This window comes from Parapusillimonas sp. JC17 (assembly GCF_052180245.1).
Classification (GTDB): domain Bacteria; phylum Pseudomonadota; class Gammaproteobacteria; order Burkholderiales; family Burkholderiaceae_B; genus Parapusillimonas.
Map to the genome: position 1 here is coordinate 874,461 of NZ_CP197474.1, position 22,223 is coordinate 896,683.

Annotated in this window: 21 protein-coding genes, 1 tRNA gene and 1 pseudogene; 9 read left to right on the forward strand and 14 right to left on the reverse strand. The window is 61.5% G+C overall.

The annotated features are described in order from the left end of the window. Positions 1-35 precede the first annotated feature (35 nt). The 3 genes from ACSBPU_RS04185 to ACSBPU_RS04195 form a co-directional block, all read right to left on the reverse strand. Positions 36-521, reverse strand: a complete 486-nt coding sequence (locus tag ACSBPU_RS04185) for a hemerythrin domain-containing protein (RefSeq protein WP_442595863.1) — start codon at positions 519-521, stop codon at positions 36-38. A gap of 63 nt (positions 522-584) precedes the next feature. Then, positions 585-1,649, reverse strand: a complete 1,065-nt coding sequence (locus ACSBPU_RS04190; protein WP_442595865.1) for a metal-dependent hydrolase — start codon at positions 1,647-1,649, stop codon at positions 585-587. Positions 1,650-1,661: 12 nt separating this feature from the next. After that, positions 1,662-2,000, reverse strand: a complete 339-nt coding sequence (locus ACSBPU_RS04195; RefSeq protein WP_442595867.1) for an I78 family peptidase inhibitor — start codon at positions 1,998-2,000, stop codon at positions 1,662-1,664. 106 nt (positions 2,001-2,106) lie between these two features. Between ACSBPU_RS04195 and trhO the strand changes: the two genes are divergently transcribed. Both trhO and ACSBPU_RS04205 read left to right on the forward strand, forming a co-directional pair. Next, the gene (trhO, locus tag ACSBPU_RS04200; protein WP_442598542.1) at positions 2,107-3,066 is read left to right on the forward strand and encodes an oxygen-dependent tRNA uridine(34) hydroxylase TrhO; all 960 of its coding nucleotides are present in this window, start codon (positions 2,107-2,109) and stop codon (positions 3,064-3,066) included. A 36-nt stretch (positions 3,067-3,102) separates the two neighbouring features. Further along, positions 3,103-3,777, forward strand: a complete 675-nt coding sequence (locus ACSBPU_RS04205; protein WP_442595869.1) for a glutathione S-transferase — start codon at positions 3,103-3,105, stop codon at positions 3,775-3,777. A 54-nt stretch (positions 3,778-3,831) separates the two neighbouring features. Here ACSBPU_RS04205 and fabI read toward each other — a convergent pair whose 3' ends face one another. From fabI to gloB, 3 genes are read right to left on the reverse strand one after another with little or no spacing between them, the layout of a single operon-like run. Then, positions 3,832-4,614 carry an enoyl-ACP reductase FabI gene (fabI, locus tag ACSBPU_RS04210; protein ID WP_442595871.1) on the reverse strand — a complete coding sequence of 261 codons (783 nt, stop codon included), beginning with the start codon at positions 4,612-4,614 and terminating at the stop codon, positions 3,832-3,834. A gap of 30 nt (positions 4,615-4,644) precedes the next feature. Continuing rightward, positions 4,645-6,042: a LysM peptidoglycan-binding domain-containing protein gene (locus ACSBPU_RS04215; protein WP_442595873.1), complete on the reverse strand. Its 1,398-nt coding sequence runs from the start codon at positions 6,040-6,042 to the stop codon at positions 4,645-4,647. A 7-nt stretch (positions 6,043-6,049) separates the two neighbouring features. Further along, entirely contained in the window at positions 6,050-6,838 is a 789-nt protein-coding gene (gloB, locus tag ACSBPU_RS04220) for a hydroxyacylglutathione hydrolase (RefSeq protein WP_442595875.1), read from the reverse strand. Between the two features lie 17 nt (positions 6,839-6,855). On the opposite strand from gloB, the gene ACSBPU_RS04225 reads away from it, so the two are divergent. The 5 genes from ACSBPU_RS04225 (at position 6,856) to dnaQ (ending at position 13,148) form a co-directional block, all read left to right on the forward strand. Next, complete coding sequence (locus ACSBPU_RS04225) at positions 6,856-7,623, forward strand: class I SAM-dependent methyltransferase (RefSeq protein WP_442595877.1); 768 nt, start codon at positions 6,856-6,858, stop codon at positions 7,621-7,623. Between the two features lie 19 nt (positions 7,624-7,642). After that, on the forward strand, positions 7,643-8,116 hold the full coding sequence (gene rnhA, locus ACSBPU_RS04230; RefSeq protein WP_442595879.1) for a ribonuclease HI: 474 nt from the start codon (positions 7,643-7,645) through the stop codon (positions 8,114-8,116). A 63-nt stretch (positions 8,117-8,179) separates the two neighbouring features. Continuing rightward, on the forward strand, positions 8,180-9,280 hold the full coding sequence (locus ACSBPU_RS04235) for an efflux RND transporter periplasmic adaptor subunit (protein WP_442595881.1): 1,101 nt from the start codon (positions 8,180-8,182) through the stop codon (positions 9,278-9,280). A 15-nt stretch (positions 9,281-9,295) separates the two neighbouring features. Beyond that, on the forward strand, positions 9,296-12,382 hold the full coding sequence (locus tag ACSBPU_RS04240; RefSeq protein WP_442595883.1) for an efflux RND transporter permease subunit: 3,087 nt from the start codon (positions 9,296-9,298) through the stop codon (positions 12,380-12,382). A 52-nt stretch (positions 12,383-12,434) separates the two neighbouring features. After that, positions 12,435-13,148 (forward strand): DNA polymerase III subunit epsilon, encoded by a 714-nt coding sequence (gene dnaQ, locus ACSBPU_RS04245; RefSeq protein ID WP_442595885.1) that lies wholly within the window; start codon positions 12,435-12,437, stop codon positions 13,146-13,148. Between the two features lie 133 nt (positions 13,149-13,281). Here the strand turns inward: dnaQ and ACSBPU_RS04250 are convergent, their stop codons facing one another. The 6 genes from ACSBPU_RS04250 to ACSBPU_RS04275 all read right to left on the reverse strand — a co-directional run bounded on the left by ACSBPU_RS04250 (position 13,282) and on the right by ACSBPU_RS04275 (position 19,550). Further along, positions 13,282-14,016, reverse strand: coding sequence for an ABC transporter ATP-binding protein (locus ACSBPU_RS04250; protein WP_442595887.1), 735 nt, complete (start codon positions 14,014-14,016; stop codon positions 13,282-13,284). Further along, positions 14,009-14,743 carry an ABC transporter ATP-binding protein gene (locus ACSBPU_RS04255; RefSeq protein WP_442595889.1) on the reverse strand — a complete coding sequence of 245 codons (735 nt, stop codon included), beginning with the start codon at positions 14,741-14,743 and terminating at the stop codon, positions 14,009-14,011. Before ACSBPU_RS04255 ends, ACSBPU_RS04250 begins: the two co-directional genes overlap by 8 nt. Then, positions 14,743-15,714 (reverse strand): branched-chain amino acid ABC transporter permease, encoded by a 972-nt coding sequence (locus ACSBPU_RS04260; protein WP_442595891.1) that lies wholly within the window; start codon positions 15,712-15,714, stop codon positions 14,743-14,745. The genes ACSBPU_RS04255 and ACSBPU_RS04260 overlap by 1 nt, the downstream gene beginning before the upstream one ends. 62 nt (positions 15,715-15,776) lie before the next feature. Next, positions 15,777-16,667, reverse strand: a complete 891-nt coding sequence (locus ACSBPU_RS04265; RefSeq protein ID WP_180065667.1) for a branched-chain amino acid ABC transporter permease — start codon at positions 16,665-16,667, stop codon at positions 15,777-15,779. Positions 16,668-16,739: 72 nt separating this feature from the next. Then, positions 16,740-17,957, reverse strand: coding sequence for an ABC transporter substrate-binding protein (locus tag ACSBPU_RS04270; RefSeq protein WP_442595893.1), 1,218 nt, complete (start codon positions 17,955-17,957; stop codon positions 16,740-16,742). 33 nt (positions 17,958-17,990) lie between these two features. Continuing rightward, positions 17,991-19,550 carry an amidase gene (locus tag ACSBPU_RS04275; protein WP_442595895.1) on the reverse strand — a complete coding sequence of 520 codons (1,560 nt, stop codon included), beginning with the start codon at positions 19,548-19,550 and terminating at the stop codon, positions 17,991-17,993. 121 nt (positions 19,551-19,671) lie between these two features. Between ACSBPU_RS04275 and ACSBPU_RS04280 the strand changes: the two genes are divergently transcribed. Both ACSBPU_RS04280 and ACSBPU_RS04285 read left to right on the forward strand, forming a co-directional pair. Next, positions 19,672-20,391 carry a FadR/GntR family transcriptional regulator gene (locus ACSBPU_RS04280; RefSeq protein ID WP_442595897.1) on the forward strand — a complete coding sequence of 240 codons (720 nt, stop codon included), beginning with the start codon at positions 19,672-19,674 and terminating at the stop codon, positions 20,389-20,391. Between the two features lie 81 nt (positions 20,392-20,472). Further along, positions 20,473-20,547, forward strand: a tRNA-Val gene (locus tag ACSBPU_RS04285). 92 nt (positions 20,548-20,639) lie between these two features. Here the strand turns inward: ACSBPU_RS04285 and ACSBPU_RS04290 are convergent. Continuing rightward, complete coding sequence (locus tag ACSBPU_RS04290; protein WP_442595899.1) at positions 20,640-21,074, reverse strand: site-specific integrase; 435 nt, start codon at positions 21,072-21,074, stop codon at positions 20,640-20,642. Between the two features lie 435 nt (positions 21,075-21,509). After that, a pseudogene (locus ACSBPU_RS04295) lies at positions 21,510-22,156 on the reverse strand (transposase); the annotation flags it as partial. Positions 22,157-22,223 lie beyond the last annotated feature (67 nt).

The following is a 22,223-nucleotide window of genomic DNA, read 5'->3' on the forward strand; positions in this document are numbered from 1 at the left end:
TTGCAAGTTATGTGCCCGCAAGGCGGGGCATCGACTCATACCGTGGCGGGTTGGAGCCTTTCCTGCATCTGTTCCTTGAGTGCCATCATGGGATCCAGCAACTCTCGCAACTCGATCTTTTTGGAAATGACCTGGGGAAAGAGCTCTTCTTCCTCTTCCTTGACGTGGTGCGACACGTACTCGCCAAGGACGGTGACGGTGGCATCGTACAAATCGTCGTCGGGTTTCATCGCCAGAATCTGCTTGATCAGCGATTTGGCGCTGGCATGCTCGACTTTGGCTTCGTCCAGAAGATCGCCGAAGGTTTCTGGATCCTGCTGCCGAAGGAAAGGATAGAAATGCTGCTCCTCCAGTTCGGTATGGATTTGCAGCTCCGTACAGACGGTGTGCGCAATTTCCTCTTTCGTGGCGGAGTCCTTTGCGGACTCGAAATCCTTGAAAAGCTGTTTCGCTCGTTTATGGTCGTCGAGAAGCAGCGACAGAACGTCTTTTTGGGCGACCGGGATACGGGATTTGTTCATTGCGACTCTCCATTGTCGGATATGCGGCGGCAGGACGACCGCCGGCTGCCCGATGGAGTGCAATTAACGTGCCGTCATACCGCGCTGAAGCGTCATCAGGGTTTCCCACTCATGAAGGGGAAGGGGAGGGTCGGGCCGCAGAGCCCGCCACATGACGGCGGGAAGTTCGTCCAGGCCGCGTTCGCGGTGCCAATACGCCGGAGTAACGGCGGTCCATGGAGCGCCTTCGCCGTTGCGGCGGGCGACCAGGAAGCGAAAACTGTAATAACCTGTGCCGATGCCCATGCGCAGATCGCTGACCACCAGCTGGTTGCCCACCGCGTCGTAGCGCAGCCAATTGTCGGTGAACCAGCGCAGCCCGCTGAGCTGGGGAGCAGGGCCAACGGCCTCGGCCAGCCCGCTGTTCAGTGGCGCCTCAAGGCTTTCGCCCGGTGTGCGATCCAGCAGACTGACGATGGTCTCTATGTAATGATCGCCGTCTGTACGGGCCAGGACGCGCCACAACACGATGTTGAAAGGCTGGGGCGTGGAGAACATCGCCACGACGGTGTGGCCCTGCTGTTCAAGATGCTGCCTTACACGGGCCTCGACGATGGTCTTGGCGCCGACAGACAGGGCAATATACGCCGCGCACCAGGCCAGCGCCCAGCAGAAGGCGGGTTGCATGCGCCAGCGGTTTCCCACCACGAGGCCGACCGCCACGACCAGTAGCAGCGGCACGGTAAAGAAGGGATCAATGATGAACAGGCTGGCCCACGCGGTGGGCGTCGGGGTCAGCGGCCACCACAGCTGGGTGCCGTAGCTGGTGAAGGCATCGAGCAAGGGATGCGTGATCAGCACCAGCCATATCGTCAGGAACAGTCGGCGACCACTGTACAGGGGCGATGGGCGCCATCGGCGCATGCCCCACGCCAGCACGGCCGCCAGGAGCGTCAGCACGAACAGGGAATGAGAAAATCCACGGTGATTGATCATGCCGGAGACGGGGTCTCCGTAGTCGATCAAGACATCCAGGTCGGGCAGGGTTGCCAGCGCTGCGCCAGCCAGCAGTGCCTTTCGGCCCTGGAAGCGGCCCAGCATGGCGCCCTGGATTCCGGCGCCAAGCACGGCCTGGGTGAGTGAGTCCATACGTCGTGGGGATCAGCCGCAGTTGACGCTCATGACGATATCGTTGTCATCGACACGCAGGTTCAGGCGCTGAGGGTTGTATTCCATGGTCATGACGCTGCGCGGCCTGAGCATCCGGGCGAACTTGGATTGGCTGCGCTGCCGGTATTCTTCGATGAGCGCCTCGTCGGCCTTTTTGCCTATGGCGGACTGGGCGAGGTCGTCGTTGCAGACCTGCGCATCGGCGGTTTCGGTGATGGCCGGCGCGCTGGACGAGGCGATCGTCCGGGCTGTGTTGCTGCCTGTGCCGCTGGCGCAGGCGCCCAGCCCTGCAAGCGCCAGGATGGCCGGTAGGATCAGTATCCGGGGCATATGCGTTTCCTTGCTGCATGAGGGTTCTTCATCATACTGGAAACGCCGTCGCTGTGTTGGCGGTAAAATGGCGTCCTCAGCATACCGATCATTTTCATTCCGCGTCATGGCCAACTTTCTTATTGCAGCACTATATAAATTCGTGGAGCTCCCCGACTTTCGCGAGTTGCAGCAGCCTCTTTTCGATTTCTGCGAGTCGCAGGGCGTGAAAGGCACGCTGCTGCTTGCGGAAGAGGGCGTCAACGGCACGATTGCCGGTCCCGAAGCCGGGATCCGGGCGGTGCTCGATCATTTGCGCCAAGACCCGCGCCTCGCCGCGCTGGAGCACAAGGAATCGTGGTCCGAGCACATGCCGTTCTACCGCATGAAGGTGAAGCTGAAACGCGAAATCGTCACCATGGGCGTTCCCAACGTGCATGCGCGCACCATGGCGGGCACTTATGTGAAGCCCGATGAATGGAACGAGCTCATTGCCGATCCGGACGTCATCGTGGTGGACTGCCGCAATGATTACGAAGTCTCCATCGGCACTTTCAAGCGCGCCATCAATCCGCATACGTCCAGCTTCACCGAATTTCCAGAATGGGTGCGGGAGCATTCGGCCGAAGGCGGCATCCTGAACAGGAACGCCAAGGTCGCCATGTTCTGTACCGGTGGAATCCGCTGCGAGAAGTCGACCGCTTATCTTCGTTCGCAAGGCTTCGAGAATGTCTATCATCTCGAGGGCGGCATACTCAAGTATCTGGAAACCATCGAGGCCGAAGACAGCCTGTGGGACGGGCAATGCTTCGTCTTCGACGAGCGGGTGTCCGTGGGCCACGGCCTGGAGCCCGGCGATTACGAGTTTTGCCGCGCATGCCGGCTGCCTCTCGGCGCCGAGGACAAGGCTTCGGAGCATTACGAGGAAGGCGTCAGTTGCCCGCATTGCCACGATAAACATACTGCAGACCAGTTGCAGCGTTTTCGCGAGCGCCAAAAGCAGGTCCAGCTGGCGCGTCAGCGCAAGCAGCGCCATATCGGTGTGCGCCTCGAGCGTCCGCAGGCCGCTGCGTCCGTAGACGCCTAGGGCGCCCGTGGGCCGCAGCCCTCTCGGTCGCCTTCCATGAATACGCTTCCCGTCCTTTATTCTTTCAGGCGGTGTCCCTATGCCATGCGGGCGCGCTTGGCCATTGCCGTAAGCGGGCATGCATGCGAACTGCGCGAAATCGTGCTGCGCGACAAGCCGCCCTCATTGCTGGCGGCGTCGCCAAAGGGCACGGTGCCGGTACTGATCGACAGCGATGGCTGCGTCATTGATCAAAGCCTGGACATCATGTTGTGGGCGCTGAGCCGGAACGACCCCGCCGGCTGGCTTGCGCCCGGCAGGGGCGATTTACCGGCCGGCCTGGCTCTCATAAAGCGTTGCGACGACGAATTCAAGCCTCTGCTCGATCGCTATAAATATCCGCAGCGTTTTGGGCTCGGCACGGGTCTCGCGCATCGCGATGAAGCTGGGCTTTGGCTGCAGGAACTCGACAAATCGCTGCAAGCTTCGCCCTTTCTTTTCGGAAACTCGCCTTCATTGGCGGACATGGCGATCGCGCCTTTCATCCGGCAATTCGCGCATACCGATAAAGCCTGGTTTCAAGCTCAGGCCTGGCCATGCCTGCAAGCATGGCTGGACGCTTGGATGAACAGCCCGCTGTTCGAGCAAGTGATGAAGAAATATTCACCCTGGCGCGAAGGCACCCAGGGAGAGCGCTTCGGGGATGGGGGTCAGACCCCGTGCGGGGTCTGACCCTTTCATCTCTTTCTGGCCGGGGTCAGACCCAAGGGTCTGACCCCTCAGACCTTATTCCATGCCGGGAACCACGGTCGAGAAGCCGGCATCCACATGGGTGACTTCGCCGGTGATGCCGGCTGCCAGGTCCGACAGCATGAAGGCGGCCGCGTTGCCGACGTCGTCGATCGTGACGTTGCGGCGCAGTGGCGCATGGGTCTCCACATACTTGAAGATGGTGGAGAAATCCTTGATGCCGCTGGCGGCCAAGGTCTTGATGGGTCCTGCCGAGATCGCGTTGGCGCGGATGCCTTCGGAGCCGAGGGCGGAGGCCAGGTAGCGTACGCTGGCTTCGAGCGATGCCTTGGCCAGGCCCATGGTGTTGTAATGAGGAACGACTCGTTCGGCACCCAGATAGGTAAGAGTCAGCACCGAGCTGTTGCGGCCCTTCAGCATGGGCAGGGCGGCCTTGGCCAGTGCGGGGAAGCTGTAGGCGGAGATGTCGTGCGCGATGCGGAAGGCTTCGCGGGAGAGGCCGTCGAGCAGATCGCCCGCAATGGCTTCGCGCGGGGCGAAGCCGATCGAATGGACCAGGCCGTCCAGGCCGTCCCAGTGCTCGCTCAGCACCTTGAAGGTGTTGTCGATTTGTTCGTCTTCGGCCACATCGCAGGGAATGACGATGTTGCTGCCGAATTCAGCGGCGAACTCCGTGACACGCTCTTGGAAGCGCTCGCCCGCGTAGGTGAAGGCGAGTTCCGCGCCTTGATGGCGACAGGCCCGCGCGATGCCGTAGGCGATCGAGCGGTTCGAAATGACGCCGGTTATCAGTATGCGTTTTCCGTCCAGGAAACCCATGAGATAAATCCTTTGATTATAAAATGAGAATCAGCCGCGCATGCCGGTGCCCGGAACGCGCAGCTTCTTGCCGGTGGCGAGTTTGTCGTTCTTGAGGTTGTTGAGCTTGCGCAGTTCGGTGACAGTTGTGTTGTAGCGTTTCGCCAGGGAGAAAAGCGTGTCTCCTCCCTTGATGGTATGGGTGCGGACATTGGCCTGCCGTTTCAGGACGACCACGTCGTTGTTTTTGCGGGTGGCTCGCTTCGCTGTGGCTTCGGGCGCCGACGCGGAAGGATCGAAGGACGCCAGTTGGATGCCGCCGGTTGTTGCAGGCGCTGTGCCGGTGGCCGGCACCAGCAGCGTTTGCGCGCTTGCGACTTTTTGTTTGGTGCTCAGGCCATTTGCGGCCATCAGTCTCCCCAGGCTGATGCCGTGCTTCTTGGCGATGGCCGCGTAGGATTCGCCTTTCTTGGTGCGATAGACGTTCCAGGAGGCCAGCCTGCCTTTGTAGGCCGCGAGGTTGGCATTGAAGATGTCGACGCGGTTGGTCGGCAGCAGCAGCACGGGCTCGTGTTCGGCCAGGATGATGGGCCGATTGTACGAGGCATTGAGCGACGTGAATTCCTCCATCGACATTTCGGCCAGCTTGGCGGCCACTTCAATGTCGATGTCCTGCGTTTTCTTGACGGTGGTGAAGTAAGGCGTATTGCTGACCGGCGGCAAGGTGATGCCGAAGCGCGTTGGATCCGCGACGATATTCTTGATGGCCTGGAGCTTGGGCACGTAATTGCGCGTTTCGTCCGGCATCCTGATGGAGACGTAGTCGGTGGGCAAGCCGGCCTGGGCATTCTTTTCCAGTGCGCGCTTGACCGCGCCTTCGCCCCAGTTGTAGGACGCCAGGGCCAAGTGCCAATCGCCCTGGAAGTCATACAGATACGACAGGTAGTCCAGCGCGGCGCTGGTCGAGGCGACGGGGTCGCGGCGCTGGTCGCGCCACCAGTCCTGCGTCAGTTTGTACTGGCGCCCCGTGGCGGGGACGAATTGCCATAGGCCCGAGGCATGGGCGCGCGACAGGGCGGTGGGGTTGTAGGCGCTTTCCACGAAAGGAAGCAGCGCCAATTCGGTGGGCAGGCCGCGCCGGTCGAGTTCATCGACGATGTGATACAGGTACTTGCCGGCCCGCTGGCTCATGAGCAGGACCGATTCTGGGTGCGAGGCGTAGTAGTCCGTCCATTGTTGCGTCAGTTCGCTTTCCAGGTTGGGAATGGCGAAGCCGCGGCGAATGCGGTCCCACATGTCGCGGGGCGGGTGGGTAAGATCTATGGTGCGCGAGGTTTCAGCGGCGGAATAGACTTTCTTGTCGTGGGCGTAGGGATTCTTGGACTGATTGGCCGCGCAGCCGGCCAGCACTGCTACGATAAGCAGAATGAATAGTCGTATGCAGTTCATTGGTAGATCATTTAAAGTTGTTCTTCCATTCGCGCAGGCTGGCAAAGACATCGACCGGATCTCGCAAGGCCTGCCCCGCAAACCTTGCGGCGGCCTTCGCTACGGCTGCCTGGCCGGTGCGCAGGAACGGGTTGGTTTCCAGTTCGGCTCCGACCGTGGAGGGCAAGGTGGGCTCGCCCTTCGAGCGCAGCTTCGTTGCATCTTCCCATCGTTGCCGCAAATTGCCGTTGTCCGGTTCGACCTCGAGCGCCCAGCGCAGGTTTGCCAGTGTATATTCGTGTGCACAGCACACCAGCGTGGCCGCGGGCAAAGCGCTAAGTTTACCCAGAGATTCCGCCATTTGGGCAGGTGTGCCTTCAAACAGACGCCCGCAACCTGCGGCAAAAAGCGTGTCGCCGCAAAAAAGCACGGGTTTACCCGTATCAAGTTTGCCGAAGTACGCGATATGCCCGGCGGTGTGTCCGGGTACGTCGAGTACGGAAAGCTCGAGGCCGACGGTGGGCAATTGTACCGTATCGCCTTGCCTGAGTGCTTGGTCGCAGGCGGGCAGGGTTTCTGTTGCGGGCCCATAGATGCGAGCGTTGGTCTGGCGCTGGAGGGCCAGCACGCCGCCCACGTGGTCGCCATGATGATGGGTCAGTAAAATAGCGTCGAGTACGAGGTCCTGGTCTTTCAGCGCTTTTTCGACCGGCGCGGACTGCCCCGGGTCCACAACGATGGCGTGGCCGTTCTTGTGCACCATCCAGATGTAGTTGTCTGTGAAGGCGGGTACGGGAATGAGTCGAGCAGTTACCATGAGGAGTTGACGTGTCGGTGGACCAACCTCTTATTCTAGAGCTTGCCGATTGGCTGGGCACGCCGCCGGGCCAATATGTGCAGCGCTGGGAACAAAAACACATAGATGCGATGGTAAGCAACGTATTCGGCTATCATGCCATACAAATCGGCTTGCCGCATTGGGACTTGCTCCAGGCGAATCGCATTCCTTACAAGGGGCGCTCCAGTGCCGTGGCCGATGCCGCCGCGCACAAGGGCGCCGTGCTCGTCGCGGAACCCGAGAATCTTCCTTTCGACTCCCAGAGCATCGATCTGCTGGTACTGCCGCATGTGCTGGAATGCTCGGCCGATCCCCATCAGGTATTGCGCGAGGCCGAACGCGTGCTGGTACCCGAAGGGCGCGTGGTGATTTCCGGGTTCAATCCCTGGAGCCTCTGGGGTGCCAGCGACCGCATTCCCGGGTTGGATCCGCTGCTGCCCATTCCGGCGCATGCCCAGGTTTCGCTGCCGCGCCTGAAGGACTGGTTCAAATTGCTGTCCCTGGACCTGGACCGCGGCCGGTTCGGCTGCTATGCGCCGCCTTGCACGAGCGAGATCTGGCTGGAGCGCTGGAAGTTCATGGACCAGGCGGGGGATCGCTGGTGGCCGGTATGCGGGGCCGTCTACGTGGTCTCGGCGGTCAAGCGGGTGGCCGGCATGCGCCTGGTGGGCACTAAATGGAAGAAGGCGCGCAAGCGCGTGGCGCGGCAGGCGGTGGTGACCAGCACGCATATGTCGGAACGCCGGCACGACTCAGTCTCTTAACTCGATATTCAAGCGGTATATGGCAACAAGTTCAAGTCAGGTCGACATCTGGACGGATGGCGCTTGCAAAGGCAACCCGGGCCTGGGCGGTTGGGGCGCGCTGCTGCGCCAGGGCAAGCACGAAAAGTCTCTTTACGGCGGTGAGCCCGACACCACGAACAACCGCATGGAACTGATGGCCGTCATCATGGCCTTGCAGGCCTTGAAGCGGCCTTGCCAGGTCGTGGTGCATACGGATTCGCAATATGTCCAGAAAGGCATGAGCGAATGGCTGGCCAACTGGAAACGGCGCGGCTGGCGCACTGCCGAACGCAAGCCGGTCAAGAATGCCGAGCTATGGCAGGCGCTTGACGCGCTGGTGCAACAGCACGATGTGCGGTGGCAATGGGTGCGGGGGCATGCCGGCGACCCTGGCAACGAGCGCGCGGACGAACTCGCGAACCTGGGCGTTGAAACCGTGCGTAAAACATTTGTCAATAAAAATATGCAATAAAACTTATTGCGATGCTACAGTCGCAGACTTGTCCGTAATCCATAAGTCCAAGTCGTTACTTCGATGAAACAATCCACATTAGGTTTGATATTGGTGCTGGCGCTTGGCGTGGGGCTTGGCGCCTGGGGCTCCAAGTGGTGGGCCGAGCGCGAAGCCAAGGGCGCGGCCAAACCGGCGGCGACCTTGGCAAGCGCCGACGCGCCGGAGAAAGTCACGGTGGAAGCCAGGGCCGTGCAACAAGTATCCATGCCGCGCGGCGTCTCGGCCGTCGGTACCCTGCGCTCAGAGGATTCCGTCGTGCTGCGCCCCGAGATCACTGGGCGGATCACGGAAATCAATTTCTCCGAAGGCGGCAAAGTAAAGAAGGGACAAGTGCTGATCCGGCTGGACGACAGCGTGACCAAGGCGCAGTTGCAACAGGCGCAGGCCAACCTCAGCCTGGCGAACAGCCAGTATCGGCGGGCGATAGAGCTGGGCAAGCAAGGCTTCATCAGCAAGCAGGCGCGCGACGAGTCCGCCAGCCAGCTCAAGGTCCAGCAGGCGGCGGCAGCGCTGGCGCAGGCCAATCTGGACAAGACCGTCATTCTCGCTCCCTTCGATGGACTCATCGGCCTGCGCAATGTATCGGTGGGCGACTACGTCAGTCCCGGCGCCGAGCTCGTGCCCATCGAGTCCATCGATCCTCTAAAGGTGGACTTCCGCATACCCGAGCAGTACCTTGGCCAAGTCAAGGAAGGCAGCAAGCTGGCGCTCAGCTTCGATGCGCTGCCGGGCCAGGCCCGCGAAGGGGTGGTCGGCGCCATCAGCCCGCTGGTCGAGGTGGGGGGCAGGTCGATTCTCCTGCGTGCCGATGTGCCCAACGCCGACGACAAGCTGCGGCCCGGGATGTTCGCCCGGGTACGGCTGCAGTTTTCCGACGAGCTCGTCACCGTGGTGCCTGAAACAGCGCTGGTGCCGGCGGGCGAAGAGCAGTATGTTTATCGTATCGAAGACGGCAAGGCCAAGCGCGTAGTCGTCAAAGTGGGACAGCGCCGCGGCGGCACCGTGGAAATCCAGGACGGACTGCGGGCCGGCGACCAAGTGGTCGTCTCGGGGCTGCAGAAGGTCCGTGATGGCGATCCGGTCGAAGTCCTGCCGCCGTCCAGCCAGCCCGCTTCTTCCTGATACCGGGAGCCTCCCATGGTTTTGTCTGAAATCTGCATCAAGCGACCGGTTTTCGCGACCGTCCTGTCCTTGATCATCGTGCTGATCGGCCTGATTTCCTACGACCGTCTTACGGTACGGGAATACCCCGCCATCGACGAACCCGTGGTGTCGGTGGTCACCGTATATAAGGGGGCGTCGCCGGAGGTGGTCGAATCCCAGGTGACCAAGCCCCTGGAGGATCAGCTGGCAGGCATGGAAGGCGTGGACGTGATGACGTCCCGTAGCCGTTCGGAGCGCAGTCTCATCAACGTGAAGTTCGATCTGGCGCGGGATCCCGACGCCGCCGCGGCGGATGTCCGTGACAAGGTTTCGCGCGCGCGCCGCTTTCTGCCGGACGAAATCGACGAGCCCATCATCAGCAAGGTCGAAGCGGATTCCACTCCTATCGTCTACATCGGCGTGACCACCGGCAACTATTCGCAGATGGAGGCATCCGACTACATCAACCGCTACGTCAAGACGCGGCTGTCGGTCTTGCCGGGCGCTGCGGAAATACGCGTATTCGGCGAGCAACTGCCGTCCATGCGCATCTATATCGATCGTGCCAAGCTGGCGGCCTACGGACTGACGGTGCAAGACGTCGAGTCGGCGCTGCGTCAGCAGAACGTGCTGATACCGGCGGGCCGCATCGAGTCCCGGCAGCGCGAGTTCTCGGTGGTGGCGTCCACCGACTTGCAGACGGTCGAGCAATTCCGCAACGTGGTGATCGCCACGGTGAAGAGCTATCCGGTCCGCATGAGCGATGTGGCGGACGTCCAGATCGGGCCCCTGGATGACCGCGTCATGGCGCGCTTCAACGGGCAGCTCAGCTTGACCATCGGCGTGACCAAGCAGTCGACGGCCAACCCGCTCGATCTGTCCAAGGCGGTGCGTAACGAGATCGAACTCATCAATGAAAACCTGCCCGGCGGCATGAAGCTCAATGTTTCCTACGATTCGTCGATCTTCATCCAGGAGTCCATCAATTCGGTCTACCATACCGTCGCCGAGGCCATCATCCTGGTGGTGCTGGTCATCTTCTTCTTCCTGCGCAGCGTCAGGGCCAGCATCATTCCCATCGTCACGATTCCGGTGTCGCTGATCGGCGCCTTCGGCATCATGTATGCCTTCGGCTTTTCCATCAATACGCTCACGCTGTTGGCCATGGTGCTGGCCATCGGCCTCGTCGTCGACGACGCCATCGTCGTGCTCGAGAACATTTTCCGACACATCGAAGAAGGCAAGACGCGGCTCGAGGCCGCATTCCTGGGCGCCAAGGAAATCGGCTTTGCGGTCATCGCCATGACGCTGACGCTCGTGACCGTGTATGCGCCGCTGGCCTTTGCCACAGGGCGCACGGGCCGGCTCTTCATCGAATTTGCGCTGACACTCGCCGGCGCCGTGCTGGTATCCGGATTCGTGGCACTGACGCTGACGCCCATGATGTGCTCCACGCTGCTGCGGCATCAGTCCGGCCATGGCGCCTTGTACACCTTCGTGGAAAATATCCTGGAAGGGATGACCAACGCCTATCGCCGCGGCCTGGCCCGCGCGCTCCGGCATCGGGTGATCGTCCTGCTGCTTGGGCTGGCGGTGGCATTGGGCAGCGTGGTGCTGTTCAAGACCGTCAAAAGCGAGCTCGCTCCAATCGAAGACCGCGGCGTGGTGTTCGGCGTGGTCAGCGGGCCGGAAGGCTCCACCATCGATTACTCGCTGAACAGCATCAGGAAGATCGAAGACCTGTACAGCGCAGTGCCGGAAGCGTCCGGCAATCAATCCATCATCGGTTTCCCGACGGTGGTGGATTCCATGGCCATCTTGCGCTTGAAGCACTGGAACGAGCGCGAGCGTTCGCAGCAGGAGATCGCCCGCGAGCTTCAACCCGAGTTCGCGAAGCTGCCCGGCGTACGCGCCTTTCCCACGAATCCGCCGTCGCTGGGGCAGCGCGCCACTTCCAAGCCTGTCGATTTCGTCGTCATGAGCCAGGTCTCGTATCCCGAAATGGACAAGATGGTGGGCGAGTTCATTGCCAAGCTGCGCGATTATCCGGGCCTGCAGAATATCGATACCGACTTGCGGCTCAATACGCCCGAGCTGCGGGTCGATGTGCAACGCGACAAGCTGGCCGACGTGGGCGTGGATGTCGGCGAGGTCGGGCGCACGCTCGAGTCCATGCTGGGCGGGCGCCAGGTCACGCGCTTTCGAGATAGCGGTGAACAATACGACGTCATCGTGCAGGTCAAGAAGGCCGATCGGGCAGACCCGACCGATATCTCCGACATCTACGTCCGGACCGCCGACGGCAGCATGGTGCAGATGTCCAACTTCCTGAGCGTGGCCGAAACGGTTTCGCCCCAGTCGCTCAATCACTTCAATCGCCTGCGCGCGGTCAAGGTGCAGGCTTCCATCGCGCCGGGCTACGCCCTGGGCGAAGTGCTGGAGCATATGAACACCGTGGCGCGCGACGTTTTCCCGCCCACGGTGCAGCTGGACCTCGATGGGCAGTCGCGGGAATTCCGCGACTCGTCCGGCGGCATCTATCTGGTGTTCATGATGGCGCTGGCCTTCATCTACCTGGTGCTGGCCGCACAGTTCGAAAGCTGGCGCAATCCGCTCATCATCATGTTCTCGGTGCCGCTTTCCATGACGGGCGCGCTGCTGGCGCTATGGCTGACGGGCGGCACGCTGTCCATCTACAGCCAGATCGGCCTGATCACCCTGGTGGGCCTGATCACCAAGCACGGCATCCTGATCGTCGAATTCGCCACGCAGCTGCGCGCCGACGGCATGGGCAAGCTCGAGGCGGTCACCGAGGCCAGCGTGTTACGCTTGCGGCCTATACTGATGACCACGGGCGCCATGGTGCTGGGTGTCCTGCCGTTGGCCTACGCCACGGGCGCCGGCGCCGAGTCGCGCCAGCAGATCGGCTGGGTGCTGGTCGGCGGGCTGAGCCTGGGCACGGTGCTCACGCTGTTCGTCGTGCCGGTGGCCTACACCCTCATCGCCGGGGCCGTGAAGCCCAAGGCATCGCAGGCCCTGGCGGGCGACGTGGCGCCATCGCTGGAAACCCGCGAGGCCTGAGGCCGGCGAATCGCCGGTCCGGGCCGCGGGCAATGAATGAAACAGGATTTATATGCGTCAAATAGTGCTTGATACGGAAACCACCGGCCTGGATCCCGTCCAGGGCCACCGTATCGTCGAACTCGCTTGTGTCGAGATGGATAATCGCAGCCTGACCGGGCGCCATCTCCATTTGTATTTGAACCCGGACCGCGACAGCGACCCCGAGGCGCTGGCCGTGCACGGCCTGACGACCGAGTTCCTGTCGGCTCATCCGCGCTTCGAAGAAGTGGCGCATCAACTGGTCGACTATGTGAAAGATGCCGAAGTCATCATTCACAACGCCGCATTCGACGTCAAGTTCCTGAACGCGGAACTTGCCCGCTGTGGCCTGCCGGTTTTCGAATCCCTGTGCGGTAAGATCACCGATTCCCTGCTGCACGCGCGCGAATTGCATCCCGGCAAGCGCAACAGCCTGGACGCCCTCTGCGAGCGCTACGGCATTTCCAACGCGCATCGCACGCTGCACGGCGCATTGCTGGACTCTGAACTGCTGGCCGATGTCTGGCTGGCCATGACGCGCGGCCAGGACACCTTGTTGATGGATTTCAACGAAGAAACCAGCGGCGGCGGCCTGGGCATGCGCATCGAGCGCTTCGACGCATCCGTGCTCAAGGTGGTCGAGGCCAGCGCGGAAGAATTACAGCTGCACGAAGCATACCTGGCCGACCTCGACAAAGCGGCAGGCCAGCCCTGCGTCTGGCGAGGCGCCGAAGCCCAGGCCTAGGGTCAGACCCCGCGGGGTCTGGCCCTTTCTCGGATTTGCCGGGGTCAGACCCCACAGGGGTCTGACCCCACGACCGGCCATTCCCTAGAACGGATTTGCGGGGTCAGACCCCGTACGGGGTCTGACCCCATCCCTAAAACGTAATCCCCAGCCATTCCTTGACCTGGGCGTGAAGATCGCCTTGGAAGTCTTCCGGGGCGCCGGATGCGGTGATTTCCCCGAGGCTGAGCACATAGATGTGGTCGGACATCGCCACGACCCGCCGCACGTTGTGATCGACCAGCAGGATGCCCATGCCGGTAGCGGCAAATGCCCTGATCCATTGGAACACTTCCATCGCCACTTTCGGCGCAAGCCCGATGCTGGGTTCATCGATCAGGCAGACCCGGGGCTGGACCATGTAGGCCTTGGCGAATTCCAGTGATTTTTGCTGGCCGCCCGACAGGTCGCCCGCCTGCGATCGGAGCTTTTCGCGCAGCACGGGAAATTTCTGCAGCGTGTCTTCCAGGCGGCCGGCCATGCTGTCGCCGTACCGCGCGCGGCGGCCCTGCAGTGGAAGGAGCAGGTTTTCTTCCACCGTGAGATAGGGAAAGAGGCTGGATTCCTGCGGTATGTACCAAAGCCCGTCATCGATCAAGGTGTGGGGTTCGCGCCCGGAGATGTCCTGCCCTTGCAGGCGGATGGTGCCGGACTTTGGTTTCAGGAAGCCGTAGATGGTCTTGAACAGCGTGGACTTGCCGGCACCGTTCAGGCCGATGAGGCCGCTGATATGCCCCTGCCGGATGGTCAGCGAGACATTGCGCAGCACGTCGATGTCGCCCATGTAGCCCGACGTGACGCCATCCAGTTCAAGCGCCGCGTCAGACATGGCTTTGCTCCTCGGTTTCTTCACCCAGATAGGCCTCGATGACGGCCGGCGATTGCAGGACGTCGTGTGTCTTGCCTTCCGCCAGCACTTTGCCGGCATTCATGCAGACGGATCTGGGACACAGGTCGACAACCACCGGCATGTCGTGGCTGACCAGGACGAAGGTCTGGCCGGCAGCATTGCGCCGGCGGATGAACTCCGACATGGTTTCCTTCATGATGGGGTGGACAGCGGCAAAAGGTTCGTCGAGCAGGGCGATGCGGGGCGGGACCATGAAGCAGGCGCCGAATTCCAGCAGTTTGCGCTGCCCGCCCGAAAGCTGGCCCGCATCCAGGTACATCACATGTGTGAGCTTCAGTTCTTCCAGCAGCCGCTCGGCGCGTTCCTGGGCGTCGGATTCGTTCAGGCCCAGGGCGAGACCGCACACCATGAGGTTGTCGAACGCACTCATGCGATTGAAGACCCGTGTCATCTGGAACATGCGCAGCACGCCCAGGCGTGTCAGTTGGGTAGGGTTGAGCCCCAGCACGTTTTTACCATCCAGTGTCACCGAGCCGGCATCCGCCGGCAGATGGCCCGAGAGAACGTTCAGTAAAGTGGTCTTGCCGGAACCATTGGGTCCGATCAGCCCAAGCAGCTCGCCTTGATGGACGTCCATGCTTGCGCCATCCACGGCGCGCAGGCCGCCGAACCGCTTTTCTATGCCTTGAATCTGCATCAGTGCCATCAGACTGTTTTCCTTTGCGTTGCGGTATGGCGGCCCAGGAAGCGGCGCAGCAGGCCCCACAGGCCTTCCCGGAAAAAGCGCGCGAAGATGATCACGAGCAGGGAGAAGACGATCATTTGTATGCCGCCCACATCGCGCAGAATCTCGGAGGCGGTGTAGACGAGCATGGCACCGATGAGCGGCCCCACAAGCGTGCCCATGCCGCCGATGACCACCATGGCGATGACCAGGCCGGTTTGCGCAATCAGACCCAGCTCCGGACTGACCAGCCGGGCGAATGTGCCGTACAGGCCGCCCGCGAACCCGCAAATGGCGCAGCTGATCAGGAAGGCCAGGGTCTTGTAGCGCACAACGTCGATGCCCCTGCTGGCCGCACCGATTTCGTCGTCTCGTATGGCTTGCAGGAAGCGGCCCGCCGGCAGGCGCAACACGTAGTAGACGATAGCCACCGCCAGTACCAGCGCGCCCAGGAAAATGTAGTAATAGGCCAGCCGGTCGTCGGTCAAGCTGGGCACGTTCAGCCCTTGGTCGCCACGCGTGAAGTCGATGGAGTTGTAGATGACCAAGCGCAGGATTTCCGCGAAGGACAAGGTGGTGAGTGCAAGATAGGCGCCCGACAGGCGCAGCACGATGCGCCCGAGCACCAGGCCGACCAGCCCCGGAATCACGATGGCCATGGGCAAGCCGACCCATAGCGGTGCGTTCAGATGGTGGGCGAACAGGCCGGTGGCGTAGCCGCCCAGCATGGCGAATGCCGCCGGCGCCAGCGAGAACTGGCCCGTGTAGCCGGCCAGCAGGTTCCAGCCGCAGGCCATCATTGCGAAGTACATGCTGACGATGAGCACGCCCAGCCAGTAGGTTGAATGCACGACGAGCGGCAGCGCGGCCAGCACCGCCAGCACGAGCAGGCTGAGCAGCAGTTCGCTGCGCAGCTTGCTGGAATGCAGATTGGGATGTCTAGGAGACGGCATGGCTTGGGACCCGTTAACGTTGAAAGAAAGGCAGCTTGCGGCCTGTTGTCGTTGGCGGGGCTTCAGACCTCGCGCGCGCGTTCACCGAACAAGCCTTGCGGACGGAACAGCAGAATCAATATGAGCAGCACCAGTCCGTAGGTGTCGCGGTAGTCGTAGGACAAATACACTGCGGCGAAGCTTTCCATCACGCCCAGCAGCAGCGCGGCAAGTATGCTTCCGGGTATGGATCCCATGCCGCCGATGACGACGATGACGTAGGACTTGACCGCCGGAAATACGCCGACGTCGGGCGACGGGTTGATGACCGGTGCGAGCAGGGCGCCTGCGATGGCGGCCAGTACGCCTGAAGCCATGAACACGATGCTGCTGGCGCGTGCCGTATTGATGCCGGCAATGGATGCACCCAGGCGGTTCTGCGCCACGGCCTGGATCTGGCGGCCCCAGATGGAGCGCTTGATGAACAAAGCCAGGGCAACGATCAGCGCAATGGCCATGGCCGCGGTGATCAGCTTCTGGCCGCTCATCATGAAAGGCCCGAGGCTCATGCGGGTGACGTCGGACAGCGCGGGGCCGCGCATCGGGTAGGGGCCGATGACTTTGTCGAAAAGATTGATCAGCAGCAGCGACAGGCCGAAGGTGACGACCACGGCGTATTCGTCCTTCATCAGGCCCCATGAGCCATAGCCGCTATACAGCGGCCGCATCAGCCAGCGTTCCGTGAGCCAGCCGATGGCGGCACCGGCCAGCGCGGCGACCGGCAGGGCGAGCCAAGGCGACACGCCCAGGCCCAGAGCGATGAGCGTATAGGTATAGGCGCCCACCATATAGAACTCGCCATGGGCGAAGTTCACGACTTTCAGGATGCCGAAAATCATGGCCAGTCCTACCGCCATCAAGGCGTAGTACAAGCCGATGATCAGACCGTTGACGAAAAGATCGAGCGCCAGCACAGGGAGTCTCCGGAAAACCGGGGCGGACTGCCGCCCCGGCAAAGACTACGATCGGAACATGGATGGACTGCGTTACTTGGAAGGCTTGACCAGCAGGTCGGTTTGCAGCTGTTGGCCGGTGGCCTGGATGAGCGTGGTCTTGCTCAAGGGCTGATCGACTTCAGTCAGTTGGTAAGTGACATAGGGAATGTCGACCCATTGCTGATAGGTGTAGCCGGGCTCTTGAGAGAAGCGGAATTTGCCCCGCACGCCTTCGTACTCCATATCCTGGAGGGCCTTGATGATGGCCTGGCTGTCGGTCGACTTGGCCATTTCGATGGCCCGCACGATTTGCAGCACGGAGTCCGCGCCCTGGAAGATGAGCCGGTTCGGCTCATGCTTGGCTTGTTCCTGATAGGTCTTGGCGATGGTCTGGCCGATTTCGGGCATGGGCATCTTGGGATGGTACAGGCCGAACGCCAGCATGTATTTGCCCGCCTCCTTCACGTTTTGCCAGAAGTCGGGATAGTCGGCGATGCCGGCGCCATCGTAGAACCAGGTTTTGGCGCTGGGCGCGATACCCTGCTCGTACAACTGGTTCATGAGGATGTAGGCAGCGGGCGGCAGCATGATGTTGACGACCATTTCGGGCGGACTGGCACGCAGCGGCAGCACGGCGGGCGTGAAATCCTTGCCAGCGCGGTCCAGCGCAATGTATTTGTACTTGGTCTGCGGAGCCACCTTTTCCATGAACTGGCCGAGAATCTTGGCCTGGCCGATGCCGTAGTCGGTGTTCTCGGCGAACACGACGACGTCTTTCACCTTCATGGCGGCAATGGTTTCGGCCATGGCGGAAGAAACACGCGTGTTGTAGTTGCCGGGGTTGAAGACCTCGGGATAGCCTTTGGTGCGCACGTCGTCCGACCAGCAGTTGGTATTGACGTAAGGAATCTTGTAGCGATGGGCGACTTCGATTTCCGCCAGGCACACGGAGCTTTGGTGGCCGCCGGTGATGGCCACCACCTTGTCGCGGGAAATCAGTTTCTCGGCCGCCGCCCGGCCTTTTTCGGGGATGCCCTGATTGTCTTCATACACCACCTTCAACGGCCGGCCCAGGACGCCGCCTTTGTCGTTGACCATTTTCACGATCAGTTCGGCGCCATCCTTGACCTGCGTACCCTGCACGACGGAGCCCGGTGGCGACTGGGCGATGCTTACGCCGATGACGATGGGTTCGGCGGCCTGCGCCGTCGAGAGCATTCCAGCCAGTGTCGCGGCAACCGCCGCCATCGAAAAACGAAGCTGTCTCATGGGAACTCCTCCTGTTGTCGAAAGGTGCCGCTTTTATTGATATGAGTCTTTCAGCAGTAATTCGGCGCGTGCAGCCACGGCGAGCAGCCGCCAGTCGTGGTTATGCAGCGCAGCCAGTTGCAAGCCCACGGGCAGGCCGTTGTCGCCGGTGCCGCAAGGCAGGCTGATGGCGGGCATGCCCGTGAGATTGAAGGGTAGCGTCAGGCTGGTGACCGCCGCATGCAAAGGCATCCGGGTGTCGCCCACCTGCAAGGATTTGGCGCCGTTGGGCGGTGCGGTGGTGCGCAAAGTGGGGGTGAGCAGAATATCGATACCCTGCATGGCCGACTGGAAATTCTGTGCCAGCGACTTGCGGGCGCCTTGGGCACGCGTATACCAGATGGCGGGAAACAGCTGACCGATTTCCAGCCGCACCCGGACGTCTTCGCCCAGCGAGTCCGGCCGTGCCAGCAGCCGTTCCCAGTGGATGGCCGTGGCTTCGCTGCACAGCGTGGCGAACTGCAGGGCGGACGCGTCCTGTACGCCGGGAATATCGATATGCACGAGTTCGGCGCCATCGGCCTTCAGCCGTGCGATGGCTGCATCCATGGCGCGGCTTACGTCCGCGGCCAAGGGTTCGAAGAAATAGCGGCGCGGTATGCCCACGCGCACGCCCTGGAGATCCGCAAGGCGCTCGGGCACCTGAGCCGGGAGGCCGGCCATGACGGAAAACAGCAGGGCGGAGTCATCGACCGATTGCGTGATGGGACCGAGGTGATCGAGCGTAGGGCCGAGATCCATGGCGCCCTGGCGGGAAATGGCGTCGTAAGTGGGCTTGAAGCCCACCACGCCGCAGCATGCAGCGGGAATCCGGATGGAGCCCGCGGTGTCCGTGCCGACCGCGGCCCGCACGATACCCGCCGCGACGGCCGCTGCGGAGCCCCCGCTGGATCCCCCGGGAATATGGTCCGCGCTGCGCGGATTCACCACTGCGGAAAAATGCGGGTTGACACTGGTAATACCGTAGGCAAGTTCATGGAGATTTGTCGTGCCCACGATGATGGCGCCCGCCGACCGCAGGCGCTGGACGGCGACCGCGTCGGTGGCCTCTGCCCCGGTGGTTGGGCCGCCCGAGCCGCCGGTAAGATGGAACCCGCGCACCGACATCAAGTCCTTTACCGCGACGGGGACGGCAAGCAAAGGCACCTGAAGGCCATCCTGGAAGCGCTCCCGGGCGGCCTGGGCCTGTTCGGCGATTTGCGTTTCGCCGGCCAGTTCAATGAAAGCGTGCAGGTTGGAATGCGCTTGGGCGGACCGCAGGGCCAGTTGTGCGGGGGTCTGTATGCCGCCGGGCTCGCGCCTGGCCGCCTCGGCGATGGCGGCGATGCCTTGGGCATCGCCTTGCGGCGCGATTCCTTTCGGGCGGACATCCACAGCCGGGGCTTGATACTGAGCCCCGCCGGCTTCGGAGAGCGCATCCAGGCATTGCAGTTCGGGAATATTCAGTTGCAGGCGATCGAGCCAGGCCTGGCGCCTGTCCGGGAAGGGATAGCGAGTCAAGATCGCCTGATGGTCCGCGATCTGGGCGAAGCGCTGGATAATATCTGGCAACACAGACTGCCCCCTCCTTGGAAGATCTTATTGGACATCTGGTATTCTGGCCTGACTGGTATGACCAGTTGATGCCATAATGCACAGGCTTGCTTAAGCTGTCAACATATTGGTGCCCATTACCATGTCGAAATCGCCCGTCACCGTCGTCAAGAACATTGCCCAGCAACTGCAGGCGCGCATACGAAGCAAGGAATGGGCCGCTATGGGAAAACTTCCCGGACAGCGCCAGCTTGCAGAAGAAATGGGCGTCAGCCGGGCATCGCTGCGCGAGGCGATCACCATGCTGGAGGGCCTGGGACTGCTGCGCAGCGAGGCCGGGCGCGGCGTATTCATTGCCGAGCCGGGCGAAGCCGGCCTGGGCAGCGCCTACGGCCGCTGGCCTTTCCACGGGCGTTACGCCTTGCGCGATGTCTATCTGGTGCGGGCACAATTGGAAGAGCTCGCCGCCATGCTCGCCGCAAGCGTCATTACCGAATCGGGGCTGGAAAGATTGCGAGAAACCGTCAGGCATATGCAGGCTGCCGCCGACGTCGGCGACCTGGTTTCCATGGCCGAAGGCGACCATGCTTTTCATGCCTGTCTATTCGAACTGGCGGGCAGCCCGCTGCTGCTGGACATTCTGGCGGGCATTGAAGACGTCGTGGAAGGCAGCCGGCAAGTGGCATTCGCCAACCCCGCCCGGGTGAATGAGCCGATACATGAGCACATGCAGGTAATCGAAGCCTTGGCCACGGGGTCGCCCCAGAAAGCCGGCCTGGCGATGCGCGGTCATTTGAATAATGTTGCTGACCGGTCGGGTGTGCGGCTGGGGGCGAAGAAGGCCGTAGCGGATAAGGCATAGAAGGAATGGGCAGCGCGGTGTAGCGCGTTTATGCTAGAATGTCGACCTTCATCCCCGCAGCCAGCTATTCAGCAGGCGATCGGGCGGTTAGCTCAGTGGTAGAGCACTGCCTTCACACGGCAGGGGTCACTGGTTCGAACCCAGTACCGCCCACCATACCGAAACCCGCATGAATACTGGCTTTGCGCCGGTTTAGGGTTGCTCCATAAATCCAGAATAATCAGCCCGGTGTAATTTCGGGTGTAATTTTAGGCAGCGCCCACCGCGTTCGACAGCTGCATCAGCGCTTCTTCCTGCCTCTCCACGTCCAAATGCGCGTACCTCTCGGTCGTTTTTATTGTTGTGTGGCCGAGAATATCCCGCACCACTTCCAGCGACACACCCATGTTGATCAGCAGGCTTGCGCATGAGTGGCGCAGGTCGTGGAAGTTGACGTGCTCCATGTCCACCTTTTCCCGCCCCCTGCGAAACCCTGCCTTGAGCCCTTCGGCATTGATAGCAAGGGGAAGCCGGTCAAGCCAGGGGCGCAGCGCTGGAACGATGGGTATCGTGCGCTCCCTGAGCGTCTTTGTGTTGCCCGCGTGAATACGCAGCCGGTTGCCCTGAATGTCATCAGGCCGCATCTTGAGGATTTCGCCGCGTCGGCAGCCGGTCAGAAGCGCAATCCCAATGCAGCGCCCCATCGCTTTCTGGGTGGCGCTTGTTTTTCACAAGATAGCCAGTCGGCTCCGGCATCGTTACCTTGTTCACGGCTTCACCTCCATTGCGGCGGCGGATGAGAACTCATGCACTTCGCCATCGTCATCGACGTACATCATTTTCAGCTCACAAGGTTGCAGGTAGTACTCAAGAACGGCCGGATCGTACTCATGACCGATGACCGCTGGAAACTCCAGATGCCGGCTTTCGGTGTATTGGGTTCGGCCCATCTTCCAGCTTTGGTATTGCGTCAAGACGTTTCCACCGCGAGATTGGACCGATCGCACTGGGGCTTCCTGCCGTGCCTTGAGCACAAGCTCTCGTCCGGCTTCCGGCGTGCCAAGACGGTCAAAAAGGTCGTTCAGTTCGACAGTGGTTAGGTTTCCGACACACTCGGAGTGGTGCTGGTGCCCTCTGGCAGCCACCGGCAGATGATGTTTGCTATCGGTGGTATGAACGAACTTGCGACGCCAACAGACCTTGAGTCCGCAGGCTTTCATCAAGGTTCGACAGCGGTGGCGTCCAACGTCATGACCTTGGGCACGCAGTGCTGCGCTCAAGCGACGACTCCCATAGGTGCGGCCACTGGCCAGAAAAACCGCCAGGGCATGTACACTGTCCTGACAAATGGGTGCAGGTGTACTTGCCCTGCGACGCGCGGCGTAGTAACCAGAGCGGCTGATGTCCAATGCCTGACAGACCTGTTTGATCGGTGCCTTCTTCGCTAACTCAGTGACGACATCGTGGATCACTTCATTTCCCGTGCGAAGAAGGCCGAGGCCTTTTTTAAAATTTCGTTGTCCGATTTCAGTCGCCGGACTTCGGCTTCCAGTTCTCGAATACGCTGCTGCTCAGCCGTTAACGGTTTGCCAATCCCGGGCCTGCCGGCCAATTCTTCATCCAGTTGGTGCACCCAGCGTCGGACCACACTTTCGGTCAGCTTCATTTCGCGGCAGACTTGGCTGACGCTGACGCCTTGCTCGCGCACCATGCGCGCCACCTGTAACTTGAACGCTGGGTCAAAGGTTCGGCGAGTCTTGGTTGTGTCGGTTGTCTTGTCGGTCATCTCTTCATGTTCCTTGTCGGGGGGAAAACACCCGATCAAAGTGTCCATTTAAATTTGACCACAACAA

What these genes read in the sequence shown, in the direction of transcription:
- ACSBPU_RS04185 (WP_442595863.1), bottom strand. Translation starts at nt 521, where the DNA reads ATGAACAAATCCCGTATCCCGGTCGCCCAAAAAGACGTTCTGTCGCTG.
- ACSBPU_RS04190 (WP_442595865.1), bottom strand. Translation starts at nt 1,649, where the DNA reads ATGGACTCACTCACCCAGGCCGTGCTTGGCGCCGGAATCCAGGGCGCC.
- ACSBPU_RS04195 (WP_442595867.1), bottom strand. Translation starts at nt 2,000, where the DNA reads ATGCCCCGGATACTGATCCTACCGGCCATCCTGGCGCTTGCAGGGCTG.
- trhO (WP_442598542.1), top strand. Translation starts at nt 2,107, where the DNA reads ATGGCCAACTTTCTTATTGCAGCACTATATAAATTCGTGGAGCTCCCC.
- ACSBPU_RS04205 (WP_442595869.1), top strand. Translation starts at nt 3,103, where the DNA reads ATGAATACGCTTCCCGTCCTTTATTCTTTCAGGCGGTGTCCCTATGCC.
- fabI (WP_442595871.1), bottom strand. Translation starts at nt 4,614, where the DNA reads ATGGGTTTCCTGGACGGAAAACGCATACTGATAACCGGCGTCATTTCG.
- ACSBPU_RS04215 (WP_442595873.1), bottom strand. Translation starts at nt 6,042, where the DNA reads ATGAACTGCATACGACTATTCATTCTGCTTATCGTAGCAGTGCTGGCC.
- gloB (WP_442595875.1), bottom strand. Translation starts at nt 6,838, where the DNA reads ATGGTAACTGCTCGACTCATTCCCGTACCCGCCTTCACAGACAACTAC.
- rnhA (WP_442595879.1), top strand. Translation starts at nt 7,643, where the DNA reads ATGGCAACAAGTTCAAGTCAGGTCGACATCTGGACGGATGGCGCTTGC.
- ACSBPU_RS04235 (WP_442595881.1), top strand. Translation starts at nt 8,180, where the DNA reads ATGAAACAATCCACATTAGGTTTGATATTGGTGCTGGCGCTTGGCGTG.
- ACSBPU_RS04240 (WP_442595883.1), top strand. Translation starts at nt 9,296, where the DNA reads ATGGTTTTGTCTGAAATCTGCATCAAGCGACCGGTTTTCGCGACCGTC.
- dnaQ (WP_442595885.1), top strand. Translation starts at nt 12,435, where the DNA reads ATGCGTCAAATAGTGCTTGATACGGAAACCACCGGCCTGGATCCCGTC.
- ACSBPU_RS04250 (WP_442595887.1), bottom strand. Translation starts at nt 14,016, where the DNA reads ATGTCTGACGCGGCGCTTGAACTGGATGGCGTCACGTCGGGCTACATG.
- ACSBPU_RS04255 (WP_442595889.1), bottom strand. Translation starts at nt 14,743, where the DNA reads ATGGCACTGATGCAGATTCAAGGCATAGAAAAGCGGTTCGGCGGCCTG.
- ACSBPU_RS04260 (WP_442595891.1), bottom strand. Translation starts at nt 15,714, where the DNA reads ATGCCGTCTCCTAGACATCCCAATCTGCATTCCAGCAAGCTGCGCAGC.
- ACSBPU_RS04270 (WP_442595893.1), bottom strand. Translation starts at nt 17,957, where the DNA reads ATGAGACAGCTTCGTTTTTCGATGGCGGCGGTTGCCGCGACACTGGCT.
- ACSBPU_RS04280 (WP_442595897.1), top strand. Translation starts at nt 19,672, where the DNA reads ATGTCGAAATCGCCCGTCACCGTCGTCAAGAACATTGCCCAGCAACTG.
- ACSBPU_RS04290 (WP_442595899.1), bottom strand. Translation starts at nt 21,074, where the DNA reads ATGGGGCGCTGCATTGGGATTGCGCTTCTGACCGGCTGCCGACGCGGC.